The sequence below is a fragment of the Marinomonas sp. BSi20584 genome (assembly GCF_002792415.1).
GTDB lineage: Bacteria > Pseudomonadota > Gammaproteobacteria > Pseudomonadales > Marinomonadaceae > Marinomonas > Marinomonas polaris.
Map to the genome: position 1 here is coordinate 183,086 of NZ_KZ454875.1, position 15,296 is coordinate 198,381.

Consider the following 15,296-nt stretch of genomic DNA (forward strand, 5'->3'; position numbering starts at 1 on the left):
AGTCTAACTAACCTCTGCGCCTTACTAATATGATGCCTGCTAGTAAGCAGATAACAATTGGAATGCTAACACCGATGACTGGTGGGAAGTTAATGGCGACACTCATACGACCAAATAGGTTGAGCGCATTTTGAAATGCCAGGCCTATTATGACCCCTGTGAATATTCGACCACCCATTGTGGAGGACCTAAGTGGTCCGAAGACGCTCGATAGTGCAACTAGCACTAGTGCCAACGAGGCGATTGGCCGCAATGCCGTAATCCAAAACTCCAATTCATACTGAGCGCCATCGAGCTTTTGCTGCTTTAAGTAAGTTTGATAGTTTTTAAGCTGACTTAAAGACAAAGCATCTGGTTCTTGTGATGCCAAAAACAAGTGTTCTGGTGTAATGCTAACGTTCCAGTTCGCGTGTTCCATGCTTTTTTTCTCTACATGATCGGATACGAAGATTGTTTCTGTCACGTTATTTAATTGCCATTGGGAACCTTCAGTATGTTGTGCGCTACTTGCTGTTATTATGTTTTTCAGTTTCTGGCCATCAGGCGAGAAAATTTGTATGCCATATAGCTTACCCATATCGTCTGCGGCATCAATGTAAACAAAACTGTTGTCCGCTTTTAACCAGACGCCTCCCGTTAGTGAGAAGGTTCCGCTTTCTTGGCCTTTGAATTTTTCGATCAAGTTGGCTTTTTGTTCGGCCATGGGGGCGACAAATTCTGAAATCCCCATTCCTAGTAGAGAGACCAGCAATATTGGTTGGCATGCCGCAAAGCCAATACGCCAAATCGGCATCCCCGCGGCGCGCATCACGGTTAACTCAGATGTTGCAGCTAATGTGCCTAGTCCCATTAAAGTGCCGATCAATGAGGCAACTGGAATATATTCCGCTAGTTTTCCTGGTAGGCGAAATAGGATGACCTGTAATAACGATTGTATGGTGTAGTTATCGTTTACTTTTTTGATTTGCTCTATAAAAGTTAGCGCAAAATCCAATCCAAGTAGTACCACTGCGACAATTAAAAAGGCCCATAAAACGCTGCTAGCAATGTATTTATCTATTTTAGTCATATTGGTTACTCGCTTGAGTCCGCTGCGTTGGGTTGTCTGGTCTTGCGACGCTCAAATACTTGATTGTACTGTGCAAAAAGCACGGCAGCGATGAGTATGAATATGCCATGTATCCACCATAAGCCAAGTTGGATAGGGAGTTTGCCTTTTTCCAGTGATGTTCGCCCCCAAATGAGGAGAGCGATGTACAATATCATCAACAGGATAGCGGGTAGCATTTTGAAAAAGCGACCTTGCCTTGGATTTACTTGGCTTAGTGAGAGGCCAATGATAGCAAGAATAGGAATAATGAGAACCAACGAAATACGCCATTGGAGCTCAACTTTTTCTAAGAGTTTATCGCTGTTAATTAAGCTGAGAGTGTTTTGGGTGTAAGGGTCATCAATGATGCTTTCATCTTTGCTCTCCATGCGTATTGCGTAGGTATCAAACTGCGTAATTCGATAATTTGCTGTTCCAGGTTTGCCCTCGTAGCGAGTGCCGTTTTTGAATACAAGGTAGTTTTGATTGCCTTCAGAGCTAATGCGAATTTGTTCTGCATTGGCTGCGAGTGTTTGTATTGGAATGTTTGTGTCTTTTTTGCGTACTACATCAGAAAGGAATATTTGATTCATCCAACCTTCTTTAGTGAAGCTATCGATGTAGGTTGTACGTTGGCCGCTGCCTTCAAAGCGGCCGGGGATGAGAAAATCAAAAGCTGATAGTTGGTTTTGAGCTTGCGACGCTTCAGCTGCTTTGTACTCACTGTATGGCGCGAGCCAAAAATTAATGGAGGCACTGACTAAACCGACAAGAAAAGCGATACCAAGAGTATAGCCTGCAAGTTTTACTTTGCTGATGCCACTGGAAAAAAGTACCGACATTTCATTTTCTATATAAAGGCGCCCAAAAGAAAGTAATAACGCCAAGAAAAAAGCCAATGGCAAGATCATCTGGACGAAACTGGGAACATGATAGCCTAGAATCACGAATAGAAACTCGAAGGTCATTTTTCCGTCGGCGATACGGCCCAAATAAAAGGAAAATCGACCGCTTAGAATGACGAGTAGTAAAATTAGCGTAACGCCAGCTGTTGACACCAGCACTTCTTTCGCTAAGTATCTAAATAGTCTCAAAGTCACCTCTGGATGGATTCTGCTTTTTAAGCATAGAGTTGATTACACATCTAAAGCCCCCATTATCTCGTGGTAAGAAGTATATTATCCAGTTTTTTTTAAAATGAGACCTTTGCACGACAATGCTATTTGTAATATAGAGCGTTAAAAATGGTCTTAAAGTGTCGATTTATGGTTAATAAATCGCATTTTAGCCTTGTCTTTGCTTAGCTGGTGACCTTGTGTAAATGTCTTGAAGTTATTTTATTGAGGGTTTTTCATGAATATGGCGTTATTTGATCGCTTATCCACAGTGCAAGCAGACTTGCTTGTTGCATTTGTTCCAAGTGAAGGTGACTTTTCAGAGTCAACCGCTTGGGTTGATGAGAATGCCAATGGGCAAGTCTCTCAATTGCGTGAAACTGGTGTATTTAAAGGTAGTGTGGCGCAAACGCTATTATTGCCTGGTATGTCGCAAGACTTCGCTCAAGCAGTATTATTAGTCGGTATTGGTAAAGATGCTCAGTTGAGTGATATGCAAGCTCGTAAAGTCATTGCAGCCGTAGCAGCTCAAATTAAAGGTTTGCCATTCGCTTCGGTTGCGGTTGCAAGTGCTGGTTTAGTATTGAAAAACCGTTCTCAGGCTGATGTGTTGGCTTTGGTTGCTCAGTGGTTGAATGAAGGTTTTTATAACTTCCTTGGCTTCAAAAAAGACGATGCTGAGAAAGCGACAAAAGTAACATCTTTGTTGTTAGAGGGCACAGATGAAGCGGCTTTAGCAATTGGTACGGCTACGGCAAAAGGTTCTGCCTTTGCTCGTCAACTAGGAAATCTTCCTGGTAACGTTTGTACGCCAAGTTACTTAGCATCCAAAGCGCAGCAGCTAGGTGAAGAATACAGTATCGGCGTTGAGTTACTAGACGAAAGTAAAATGGATGAACTAGGCATGCATTGCTTGTTGTCAGTTGGTCATGGTAGTGATCAGCCAAGCTACTTAATCGTTATGAACTACCGCGGTGGTGAAGAAGGTGAAGCGCCTCACGTTCTCCTAGGTAAAGGTATTACTTTTGATACAGGCGGTATTTCCTTGAAACCTGGTCCGAAAATGGATGAGATGAAATACGACATGTGTGGTGCTGCTAGCGTTTTTGGCACAATGAAGGCGATTTGTGAGCTAAAACCAAAGCTTAATTTCACAGCTGTTATTGCTGCAGCCGAAAATATGCCAAGTGGTCGTGCAACTAAACCTGGCGATATTGTGAAGACTATGTCTGGTCAAACGGTAGAAATCTTGAATACCGATGCCGAAGGTCGTTTAGTGCTTTGTGATGCTTTGACTTACATTGAGCGCTTCAAGCCAAAATCGGTTGTTGATATTGCAACTCTGACGGGGGCTTGTGTGGTTGCTTTGGGTAGCGTTAACTCTGGTATGTACGCGAACAATGATGATCTAGCATCAGAACTGAAAACAGCAAGCCAAGTATCAGCTGATAAAATTTGGCAAATGCCTCTTGATGAAGAGTATCAGCAGCAGCTGGATAGCAACTTTGCTGATATCGGTAATATCGGTGGTCCAGAAGCGGGTTCTGTAACAGCTGCTTGCTTCTTGTCTCGCTTTACTGGTTCTTATCCTTGGGCGCATTTGGATATTGCTGGTACAGCTTGGGCTGGTGGCGCAAGTAAAGGAGCAAGTGGTCGTCCAGTTGCTTTGTTGACTCGTTATTTGCTCGGTAAAGCGTAACTAACTCGTTTTCTTACTAACGCATAGCGTTTATTAAAAGCAGTAATCATTAATGGTTGCTGCTTTTTTTTGTGCAGTCTTCTAAGGGGAAAGATTAGTCTGATCAAGGTGTTATTTTTGTTCGCTCTCTGTTGTGTTCATTATCTTCATTTGGAGAGGGTGGACTTTTGTGTTTTTCAATGCGAAAGTTGAGGGCTTCAAATGATGGGTTAAGTATGTAATGTCGCTTAACTCTTGTATTTTGCTTTCTTAATATTGGTTTTTCCTATGTCAGATTTAGCCACTCATTATGATGATGGTGTTCTTGAACCAGATGAAGAAACCTTGATGTCTGCTCTGCGGAATCAAGATGACATTCCTATTTTGATGGATATTGTCGCTGATAGAGAGTCTTTTTCCTCTAGCCAAGAAGCGCATTTAGAACAGTCTTTTAGTGAGCATAAAGAGCAGGATGCTAAGCCGCAAGATATACTTGATGGCAGTGTTTCGCAGGAAGCCTATCAGAATGATTTTAAAGATGAATCGTCAGATCCGTCACTAGATGAAGTCGTTACGCTGAACGAAGTGGTTGCTGAATCGGCTTTATCGCAAGAGTTGATTGCTAAAACTATTGCAGATGTACTTGAAAAACGTTTACCAGGGTTGGTGTCGGAAGTGATGCAGGCATTGCATGCAGCCGGTACAACTCAAAAAGAGTAATACAAATTAATAGCTGTCTAATGTGTTTGCAGACGGCTTAATTACCCACGTGTTATTCTTTATCTTGTTATGACACGTTATAATTCCTCAACTTACAATTGATCGCTACATAAGAGCCTTAAGACATCATAATGGAAAAGACCTACCAACCTCAGAGTATTGAACAGCCTATTTATAAACGTTGGGAAGAGGGCGGATACTTTTCCCCTCAGGGCAACGGTTCTCCATTCTCTATCATGATTCCACCTCCAAACGTCACTGGTAGTTTGCACATGGGGCATGCGTTTCAGCATACCTTGATGGACGCAATGATTCGCCGTGAGCGTATGAAAGGCAGTCGTACTTTATGGCAGCCGGGTTGTGACCATGCGGGTATCGCGACTCAAATGGTGGTTGAACGCCAATTAGCGGCTCAAAATATTACTCGTCATGATCTTGGTCGTGAAAAGTTCCTTGAAAAAGTTTGGGAATGGAAAGGTCAGTCTGGCGGCACTATTTCTGACCAGATGCGTGTCTTAGGCGATTCGGTTGCGTGGGATAAAGAACGTTTCACTATGGACCCAGGCATGTCTGCTGCGGTTCAAGAAGTGTTTGTGCGTCTGTTTGACGAAGGCATCATTTACCGTGGTCAGCGCCTTGTAAACTGGGATCCAGTATTGCATACGGCAATTTCTGATCTTGAAGTGGTTTCTGAAGAAGAAAATGGCTTCATGTGGTACTTCCGTTACCCACTTGCTGATGGCGTGAAAACAACAGATGGCAAAGATTACATTGTTGTCGCAACGACGCGTCCAGAAACCATGTTTGGTGACGCTGCAGTTGCAGTTGCATTGGATGACGAGCGTTTTACAGACCTTGTTGGCAAGTTTGTTGAATTGCCATTGGTTGGTCGTCGTATTCCAATCGTTGCTGACGAATATGTAGATAAAGAATTTGGTACGGGTTGTGTGAAAATTACACCAGCCCATGACTTCAATGACTATGAAGTAGGCAAACGCCACGACATGCCATTGATCAATATTTTGACCGACGATGCGGCCATTAATGATGTAGCGCCTGAAAAATATCGCGGTATGGATCGTTTTGATGCACGTAAAGCCGTTGTTGCGGATTTTGATGCGCTTGGCTTGCTTGAGAAAGTCGTTGATCACAAATTAAAAGTACCACGCGGTGAACGTGGTAATACGGTTATTGAACCTTACCTAACACAGCAGTGGTATGTCGCTGTTGAGTCATTGGCAAAGCCTGCGATCGAAGCAGTTGAAAATGGCGATATTCAGTTTGTGCCTAAGCAATGGGAAAACACTTACTTTGCTTGGATGCGTGATCTTCAGGATTGGTGTATCTCTCGTCAGCTGTGGTGGGGACATCAGATCCCAGCTTGGTACGATGCGGATGGCAAACACTACGTTGGTAAGAGTGAAGAGGAAGTTCGTGCCAAATACAGCCTAGCGGCTGATGTTGAATTAACTCAAGACGAAGACGTACTAGACACTTGGTTCTCTTCAGCGCTTTGGACCTTTGCAACACAAGGTTGGCCAGAAGAAACGCAAGATTTTGCTGAGTTTAGTGAGTCGGATGTGTTGGTAACCGGCTTTGATATCATTTTCTTCTGGGTTGCCAGAATGATCATGATGACGTTGAAGTTCACCGACAAAGTACCTTTCAAAACGGTTTATATCACTGGCCTTATTCGCGATGAACGCGGCGATAAAATGTCGAAATCCAAAGGCAACGTTATCGATCCATTGGATTTAATCAATGGTATTGATATCGAATCTTTGGTTGCAAAACGTACTTACGGCATGATGCAGCCACGCTTGGCTGAAAAAGTCGAAAAGAATACTCGTGAAACCTACCCAGAAGGTATCCAAGCCTACGGTACTGATGCACTGCGTTTTACGCTTTGTTCATTGGCGTCTGGCGGCCGAGACATTAAGTTCGATCTTAATCGTCTTGAAGGTTACCGTAACTTCTGTAACAAGATTTGGAACGCTACGCGTTATGTCTTGATGAATACAGAAGATCAAGATTGTGGACAGAATGGCTCAGAGGTTGAGTTGTCTCTTGCTGATAAGTGGATTATTTCTCGCTTGCAGCATGCAGAAGATGCCGTAAACCGCGCTTTCGATACGCATCGTTTCGATTTGGCTTCTCAGGCATTGTACGAATTTATGTGGCACGAATACTGTGATTGGTATTTGGAATTGTCTAAGCCTGTACTTTGGGATGAAAATGCCACTGCAGCGCAATTGACTGGCACGCGTCGTACTTTGGTTCGAGTATTGGAAGCTTTCCTACGTCTTGCTCACCCAATGATGCCATTCTTGACCGAAGAAATTTGGCAACGTGTTGCGCCGCTTGCAGGTGTTGAAGGCGAGACGGTTATGTTGGGTGAATACCCAACGGCTAATGAGGCAAAAAAAGACGAACAAGCAGAAGCGGATGTTGAATGGCTAAAAGGTGTTATCGAAGGCATTCGTAATATCCGTGGTGAAATGAATATTTCTCCTTCTAAGCCGCTTACTATTTTGTTCCGTAATGGTTCTGAGCAAGATAAAGCACGTTTAGATGCGAACTTAACATTCTTACAAACACTGGCTAAATTAGAGTCTGTCACTTGGTTGAATGCGGGTGATGAAGCGCCAATGTCAGCGACTGCGTTAGTTGGTGATATGGAAGTGCTAGTGCCAATGGCTGGCTTGATTGATAAAGAGGCTGAGCTTGCGCGTTTGCAAAAAGAAATTGATAAAGCGTCAAAAGAATTGCAACGCATTCAAGGAAAACTTTCTAATGACAGCTTTGTGGCGAAAGCGCCTATTGAAGTGGTTGAGAAAGAGCGTGCTAAGTGTGATGACTTGCAACTTGCGGTAACTAAGTTGGAAGAGCAAAAGATCAGTATTGGATCTTTGTAAATTCGCGTTGTAAAAACATAAGGTTGGAAGTCTATTTTGGCTTCTGACCTTGCGCTTACTTAATAAAAATAAAAAAGAGGCGAGATAGAGATGGAAAGATTAACTGGGAAAGTTAAGTGGTTTAACGACGCTAAAGGCGTGGGTTTTATTAAGAGAGAAGAAGACAGCGATGTGTTCGTTCATTACAAGTCGATTGCTTGTGATGGTCATAAAAGCTTAAGAAAAGGCCAGTCGGTTAGTTTTGTGTTATCTACTACGGATTTTGGCTTGCAAGCGATGGACGTGCGTTTAGAAAAAGAGGCGCAAGTTGCATCCTCTGGTTCTAATCAACAGCTTGAAAGTGCTTAATTTATTTAGATTCAGTTAGCATCTTGTGCGCAAGTTTGACGAAATCGACTGGTGTAATGATGCCAACGAGTTTGTTGTCTTGAGTTACTGGTAGGCAGCCATATTTATTCTCAATAAAGAACTCGGCAGCCATGTCTAAATCTGTGTCAGGGCTTACTGTTAGTATGTCCTTGTTCATGGCGTTTGCAATTGGCGTTTGTTGTTCTTTCTTAGATATTTGCTGGGTGCCAAATTGGCTAACTAGGTGAAAGGCATGACGTAAGTATTCACGCTGCGTTAGCATGCCAACACATTCCCCTTCGTCGTTTACGATGGGGATGTTTCTAATATTTTTTTCTTGCATCAATGCTTTGGCTTTCGCTAAAGAATCGTTTTCTCTCAGTGTAATTAAGTTAGTAATCATCAAATCAGCTACAGTGCGCATGAACAAGTCTCCCTATATCTATTTCAGCGTTAATGCTCAGTGTAGAGCGGATCAGGTATGAAAGGCAATTATGTATAAAAGGCGATTATGTCTTAGATAAAGCATAGCAGCCTTGAGGTAGATCAATAATGACAGATCAAGAATGGATGGAGCGTGCGATAGCGCTGGCTGCAAAAGCGGCATCAGAAAATGAAATTCCGGTTGGCGCTATTGTCGTACTCAATGATGAAATTATCGGTGAAGGCTATAATGCGCCGATTTCACTTTGTGACCCAACTGCCCACGCAGAGATTCAGGCGATTCGTATGGCCTGTAAAGCCATGAATAACTATCGGCTGCCCGGTGCGACGTTATATGTAACATTGGAACCTTGTTCTATGTGCGCGGGTGCTATGGTTCACGCACGTATTGATAGAGTGGTTTATGCAGCGACGGAACCCAAAAGCGGAATTGTGGACAGTCAGGGGCATTTTTTTGAAGCGCCATTTCTTAATCACAAGGTAAAAGTTGAGTCAGGTGTATTGGCTGAAATAGCCTCTAGCCAGCTTACTCATTTCTTTCAATATCGCCGTGAACAAAAAAAGAAGCTCAAGGAACAGGCAAAAAAGACGATTTAGACGATTAATTCCGTCATTTTGTGTAGAAATTTCATACTCTGCTAGCCTCTATTTGCTGCATTGATTTAAAATACCTGCACCATTTCCCCAAAACTACCAAGTGAGGCAATACTCAACATGCTAACTCTGCATGGTTCCGCAGCGCTATCAGCGTTTCGCAAGGCAAAGTTATTAGCCAATATGCAAGCATCTATCCCATCTGTCACAGATGTTGATGCTCAATTTCTCCATTTTGTGGAGCTGGCTGATAATAAAACGCTTACTGCTGAACAGGAAACTGTTCTACAACGCGCTTTGGCCTACGGTCCTAAATCCTCCCAAGTCAGTTCATCTGATCAAAGTGTTTTAGTGGTTCCTCGTTTAGGAACTATTTCACCTTGGTCATCGAAAGCAACCGATATCCTTCATAACTGTGGCCTTGCGGCCGTATCCCGCGTTGAACGTGGCGTGGAATACTTTATTCATAGCTCGGCGCCATTGGCGCTTGAAGAGCTAGATTTGTTGTCTGCTATGTTGCATGACCGCATGACAGAAAGCGTACTTCCGGCATTGAGTGACGCTACTGACATGTTTTCTCATGCAGAACCGGCACCAATGACAAGTGTTGATGTGTTAGGTGGCGGCCGTGCCGCGTTGGTTGAGGCAAACCAAACGCTAGGTCTTGCTCTTGCGGATGACGAAATTGATTATCTTGTCGAGTCTTTCATTGAGTTGGGTCGTAATCCAATCGATGTAGAGCTAATGATGTTTGCACAAGCTAACTCAGAACATTGTCGTCACAAAATTTTTAATGCGTCTTGGACAATTGATGGCGAAGAGCAAGAGCGCTCTTTGTTTAAAATGATCAAGAATACTCACGAACATAATCCTCATGGCACCTTGTCTGCTTATAAAGACAACGCTGCTGTGATGGAAGGTCACTTTGGTGGTCGTTTCTTCCCGTCGGCTGAAACTCGTGAATACGATTTTAGTCATGAGCACATCGATATCTTGATGAAGGTAGAAACCCATAACCACCCAACTGCAATTGCGCCTTTCTCAGGTGCGGCGACGGGTTCTGGTGGTGAGATTCGTGACGAAGGTGCTACAGGTATTGGCTCCAAACCAAAAGCTGGTTTGAGTGGTTACACAGTATCCGATCTTAAAATCCCAGGTTTTGAACAGCCATGGGAAAGCTATTACGGCAAACCGTCTCGTATCGTAACGCCTTTGGATATTATGATCGAAGGTCCTATTGGTGGTGCGGCATTTAACAATGAGTTTGGTCGTCCAAACCTATTGGGTTACTTCCGTACTTACGAACAAAAAATTCAAGGTGCCTCTCAAGAAGAAGTGCGTGGTTACCATAAACCAATTATGTTGGCGGGCGGTATCGGTAACATTCGTCGTGAACACGTTGAAAAACAAGAGATCAAAGTTGGCGCTAAGTTAATCGTACTTGGTGGCCCTGCAATGTTGATCGGTCTTGGTGGCGGTGCGGCATCCTCCATGGCTTCTGCCGATGGCAATGAAGATCTTGATTTTGCTTCTGTACAGCGTGGCAACCCAGAAATGGAGCGTCGTTGTCAGGAAGTGATCGACCGTTGCTGGCAGCTTGGCGACAAAAACCCAATCAGCTTTATCCACGATGTGGGCGCTGGTGGTTTGTCTAACGCTTTGCCTGAATTGGTAAAAGACGGCGAGCGCGGTGGTAATTTTGATCTGCGTAAGGTCCTAAACGACGAACCTGGCATGTCTCCACTAGAAATCTGGTGTAACGAATCGCAAGAGCGTTATGTTATGGCGGTTTCTCCAGATCGAGTTGAAGAATTTACCGCGATTTGTGAGCGTGAGCGTTGTCCTTTTGCCATCGTTGGTGAGGCGAAAGAAGAAATGCATCTGCAAGTTGCTGATGAACATTTTGATAACAATCCAGTTGATTTGCCAATGTCTGTTTTATTTGGCAAGCCACCTAAAATGCACCGTGAAGCAACAAAAGCGGTTATTGCTGGTGATGATTTTACTGCTGTTGACGTGGACCTTGCTGAGGCTGCAAATCGCGTATTGAGTTTGCCAACGGTAGCGAGCAAAAACTTCTTGATCACCATTGGTGACCGTTCAATCACGGGTATGGTTGCTCGTGATCAAATGGTTGGTCCATGGCAAGTTCCAGTAGCCGATGTGGCGGTAACAACGTCCTCTTTAGAAGGCTACACAGGTGAGGCTATGACAATGGGTGAGCGTACGCCAATTGCGCTGTTAGATGCACCTGCATCTGGTCGTATGGCCGTTGGTGAAGCGTTAACTAACTTGGCTGCAGCTCACATTACTAAGCGTAGTAGTATTAAGTTGTCTGCAAACTGGATGGCCGCTGCAGGTCACGAAGGCGAAGATGAAAAGCTTTACCAAACTGTAAAAGCAGTAGGTATGGAATTGTGTCCAGCATTGGATATTGCCATTCCAGTTGGTAAAGACTCTATGTCGATGAAGACCGTATGGAAAGAAGATGGCAAAGAAAAAGCGGTAACGTCTCCGCTTTCTTTGGTTATCTCAGCGTTTGCACCAGTGACAGATGTTCGTAAGACATTAACACCAGAGTTACAAAACAAAGCCGATACGCGTTTGTTATTGATTGATTTGGGTGCTGGTAAAAATCGTCTAGGCGGTTCTGTTATTGCTCAGGTTTACAACAAACTGGGTCAACAAGCGCCAGATGTGGATGATGCGGCTACATTGGCTGGTTTCTTCGATACAACCCAAGCACTTAATGCTGAAGGTAAATTGTTGTCCTACCATGACCGTTCTGACGGTGGTGCGTTTGCAACTTTGGTTGAAATGTCATTCGCGAGTCATTTGGGTCTGAATATTGATCTTGATGAAGTTGTTTCTAATCGTGCTCAAGTGGCGCCTGTGTTATTCAGTGAAGAGTTGGGTGCAGTGATTCAAGTTAATGAATCAGATGTTGCTGCTATTATTGCTGCTTATGCAAAAGTAGACGTCGCTGTTGCTTCTATTGCTACTTTGTCTGGTGACGATAACATTTGTGTTCGTTTCGCAGGTGAAACTGTGCTTGAAGAATCTCGTATTAATTGGCAGCGTGTTTGGTCTGAAACCAGTTACCGTATTCAATCATTGCGTGATAATCCTGATTCAGCACAGCAAGAATTTGATATTCTGTTGGATGCGAAAGACCCAGGTCTATCTGCTGACGTTCGTTTCGATCAAAATGAAAACATTGTTGCTGCATTTATTGACTCTGGTGTTAAGCCTAAGATTGCTGTTTTGCGCGAGCAAGGCGTAAACGGTCAAGTTGAAATGGCAGCTGCTTTCCATAAAGCTGGCTTCATTCCAGTGGATGTTCACATGAGTGATATCTTGTCTGGTCGTACGACGCTGGATCAGTTTAGTGGTTTGGTAGCTTGTGGCGGTTTCTCATACGGTGATGTATTGGGTGCTGGTGAAGGTTGGGCGAAGTCTATCCTTTTCAACCCAGTAGCTCGTGAGCAATTCGAAGCCTTCTTCACTCGTCCTGATACTTTCACGCTTGGCGTGTGTAATGGTTGTCAGATGTTGTCGAATTTATACGAATTAATACCTGGAGCGGGACATTGGCCGAAATTTGTTCGTAACCAATCTTCTCAGTTTGAAGCTCGTCTTGTACAAGTAGAAGTTCAAAAATCGAACTCTATCTTGCTTGCTGGTATGGAAGGTTCTCGTATGCCTATCGTGGTTGCTCATGGTGAAGGTCTAACTGAATACCGTGATGACCAAGATATGGCGACACTGGCTTCTGCGAATCAGATTTCGTTGCGTTATGTTGATAACTACGGTCAAGCAACCGAACGTTATCCATTTAACCCGAATGGTTCTGCGCAAGGTGTAACGGGTTTAACATCTGAAGATGGTCGAGTGACTATTATGATGCCTCACCCAGAGCGTGTCTATCGTACGGTTCAGCACAGCTGGCATCCAAGCGAATGGCAAGAGCAAGCACCATGGTTGCGTTTGTTCCAGAACGCACGTAAATGGTTAGGCTAATTCGATAAATTAGTACTGGTGAAACCCTTTAGCTGAAAAGCTAAAGGGTTTTTTTTTTGTGTCTATGATTTGAGCAAGTGCTCAATAAGTAAATGGGTATTGGCATGAGCGTAACGATTCTGTTCGATAGCATAATAACGGCCAATATTACCCTTCTGATGAGAAAGTGAGACTAATGTCCCCTTTAACAGATCTTGCTGGATGAGTGTTTCAGGACACAAGGCCACTCCTTGTGCCGCCAGCGTAGCCATTTTGAGTAAGTGAAAATCTTCGTAAATCACTTTTGCTGGTTGAATCAGTTGCTTGCTTTGCAGGGAGAACCAATCTTGCCAGCTAGCATCTGAGTGATCATGTAAGAGGTCTGCTTCTAATAACCCATTAAGAGATAGGAGATTTGGATGCTGGCTTAAATATATCGGGCTGCAGACTGGTAGCGTTTCACCCGAAAAAATTGGCGTGAGTGAATGGGGGGTGGAGTCAGAGTTTTCATGGCTGCCAATGCGCAAACTGTATTCATCTAGATAGTCAGGTGCGGAGGAGTAATATCGAATTGCTAAATCGTAATTAGGATTAGCTTTTTTGAATGCGAGCAATCTTGGTAATAACCAAGATTCGAGAAGTGAAGGTAGGCAATATAGAGTAATGGTGTGCGTGTTTTGCTTTTTCGTCAATAGTACTTTGTCAATATGATCGAAGGGCTGAGCTAATTCTGTTGAGAGTTTTATGCCTTCTGGTGTGACTTTTAATTGTCGGCCGGATTTATAAAAGAGGGTGTAACCTAGCTGCGCTTCAAGGCGTTTGATTTGATGGCTAACGGCAGATTCGGTCAAGCTCAGATAATCTGCCGTTTGTTTTAGGCTACCGAAGCGAACCACTAAATGAAAAGTGTGTAATGCTGTGTAGGGGAGGCTCATAACTCACTCTTGAATATTTGTCATGTACTTAAAATAAATGTCCATTTTTTTGAGTTTCCGCTTTCTCTAGTCTAAGTCAAATAGAAACTTAATTTGGAGAGACAATATGGCGAATGTAGAAGCAGCGTACAGGTCAGGTGAAGGCTCAAAATTGGCTGTTGATAAAGTGTTTTACGATTCTTTAAAAGAAGGTCAGGCGAAGCGAACTTTGGTCGAAACTATCAAGGTTCCAATGCGATTTGGTCAAGCTTGGAAAGTGCCAGCGGGGCATGTATTTCGTATCCGCGTTTCAGATGGGCCGCAGGTTGGTGACTTTAATATGTGGAATCTACATGATCCAAGGGAGCGGATGTGGGCTTCCAGAACTCGCCAACTACAGCGTGCACATGTAAGTACACATGACAGACTATGGTCGACACTACCTTTCTTACGCCCAATGGCAACTATTATAGAAGACACACTAGAAGATTATGGTAAGGATGAAGATGGCGGGCGAGTACATGACTTACTCGGTACGCGTTGTGATCCTTATATCAACTACCTATTAACTGGGGAAGACTTTGATTTTCACTGTCATTCTAATTTGGTTCGTGCAGTACTTCCTCATGGATTAACAGAGTTTGATGTACATGATGTGTTGAACGTCTTTCAATGTACTGGTTTAAACGAAGATGATCAGTATTTTATGAAGCCGTGTCCTGCCCAAAAAGGAGATTATCTCGAATTTTTTGCGGAGATCGATTTGTTGTGTGCGATGTCTTGCTGTCCGGGCGGAGATCTATCTGTGGATTTCTTAGGACGAGACGGTATAGACCCTTTATCAACATGCCATCCATTGGAAGTTGATATTTATCGTTTAGATCCTGTAGCCCTAGAAAATTGGCAGTCGCCAAAGAGTCCTGCTTATAAAGGAGTTCATGGTATGCGTGCTCCGAACATAGATTGGAGCGTTATAAAACAGGATATTTAAAGTTTTAGATTATAAAATAGTCAGCTTCAGGGGTGTTGATTAATAAGTGATCCACAATTGAATTAAATGACATTAATTTAAATTTTCTTTAAAAAAGGGTTGCNTGAAAATCGCCCTAAGAATGGCAAGAATAAGTGCCATGGTTGCATTTGTTCCAAAACGCTAGCTAGGAAGTGGTCGGGTTAATTTATTGGCTTAAATTAATAATCTTAACAGGCCCCTAATCAAAAGATTAGAGGTCTTTTAAATGTCCGACTATTGGGGGGGATAAACGATTTAGATTTTTTTGAGTGTTTATTGAACGCAAATCGTGAAAAGTTAAATTAATTTAAATTTTCTTTAAAAAAGGGTTGCACAAAATCTGTAGATCCTTAATATACGCCCTCGCTGACACGGACAAGGCTTCAGAGCAACGAAGACCAAGTTCAACTTTACTAGATTAAAATCTGGTTAAGTATTCAAGTCAGCCCGCTCTTTAAAATAGATAA

11 protein-coding genes are annotated in these 15,296 nt (G+C 43.3%); 7 read left to right on the forward strand and 4 right to left on the reverse strand.

All coding sequences use genetic code 11. From position 1 onward, the window contains the following. Positions 1–7: 7 nt before the first annotated feature. Entirely contained in the window at positions 8–1,069 is a 1,062-nt protein-coding gene (lptG, locus tag TY87_RS08785) for an LPS export ABC transporter permease LptG (RefSeq protein WP_100186784.1), read from the reverse strand. A gap of 5 nt (positions 1,070–1,074) precedes the next feature. Next, complete coding sequence (gene lptF / locus TY87_RS08790; RefSeq protein ID WP_100186785.1) at positions 1,075–2,190, reverse strand: LPS export ABC transporter permease LptF; 1,116 nt, start codon at positions 2,188–2,190, stop codon at positions 1,075–1,077. Positions 2,191–2,443: 253 nt separating this feature from the next. On the opposite strand from lptF, the gene TY87_RS08795 reads away from it, so the two are divergent. From TY87_RS08795 to TY87_RS08810, 4 genes are all read left to right on the forward strand, one after another. Beyond that, a complete protein-coding gene (locus TY87_RS08795) occupies positions 2,444–3,904 on the forward strand; it encodes a leucyl aminopeptidase (RefSeq protein WP_100186786.1) in 1,461 nt (486 codons plus the stop codon). Between the two features lie 267 nt (positions 3,905–4,171). Continuing rightward, a complete protein-coding gene (locus tag TY87_RS08800; RefSeq protein WP_100186787.1) occupies positions 4,172–4,603 on the forward strand; it encodes a hypothetical protein in 432 nt (143 codons plus the stop codon). 131 nt (positions 4,604–4,734) lie between these two features. Further along, the gene (locus TY87_RS08805; RefSeq protein WP_100186788.1) at positions 4,735–7,518 is read left to right on the forward strand and encodes a valine--tRNA ligase; all 2,784 of its coding nucleotides are present in this window, start codon (positions 4,735–4,737) and stop codon (positions 7,516–7,518) included. 90 nt (positions 7,519–7,608) lie between these two features. Then, positions 7,609–7,866 carry a cold-shock protein gene (locus TY87_RS08810; RefSeq protein ID WP_100186789.1) on the forward strand — a complete coding sequence of 86 codons (258 nt, stop codon included), beginning with the start codon at positions 7,609–7,611 and terminating at the stop codon, positions 7,864–7,866. 1 nt (position 7,867) lies between these two features. Here TY87_RS08810 and TY87_RS08815 read toward each other — a convergent pair whose 3' ends face one another. Further along, positions 7,868–8,290, reverse strand: a complete 423-nt coding sequence (locus tag TY87_RS08815; protein WP_084122655.1) for a CBS domain-containing protein — start codon at positions 8,288–8,290, stop codon at positions 7,868–7,870. 128 nt (positions 8,291–8,418) lie between these two features. Between TY87_RS08815 and tadA the strand changes: the two genes are divergently transcribed. Together tadA and purL are read left to right on the forward strand one after the other, a co-directional pair. Beyond that, positions 8,419–8,907: a tRNA adenosine(34) deaminase TadA gene (tadA, locus tag TY87_RS08820; RefSeq protein ID WP_100186790.1), complete on the forward strand. Its 489-nt coding sequence runs from the start codon at positions 8,419–8,421 to the stop codon at positions 8,905–8,907. A gap of 117 nt (positions 8,908–9,024) precedes the next feature. Beyond that, a complete protein-coding gene (gene purL / locus TY87_RS08825) occupies positions 9,025–12,924 on the forward strand; it encodes a phosphoribosylformylglycinamidine synthase (RefSeq protein WP_100186791.1) in 3,900 nt (1,299 codons plus the stop codon). 62 nt (positions 12,925–12,986) lie between these two features. Here purL and TY87_RS08830 read toward each other — a convergent pair whose 3' ends face one another. After that, entirely contained in the window at positions 12,987–13,838 is an 852-nt protein-coding gene (locus TY87_RS08830) for a LysR family transcriptional regulator (RefSeq protein WP_100186792.1), read from the reverse strand. A 106-nt stretch (positions 13,839–13,944) separates the two neighbouring features. On the opposite strand from TY87_RS08830, the gene TY87_RS08835 reads away from it, so the two are divergent. Further along, positions 13,945–14,808 (forward strand): urea carboxylase-associated family protein, encoded by an 864-nt coding sequence (locus tag TY87_RS08835; protein WP_072842301.1) that lies wholly within the window; start codon positions 13,945–13,947, stop codon positions 14,806–14,808. Positions 14,809–15,296: the final 488 nt, after the last annotated feature.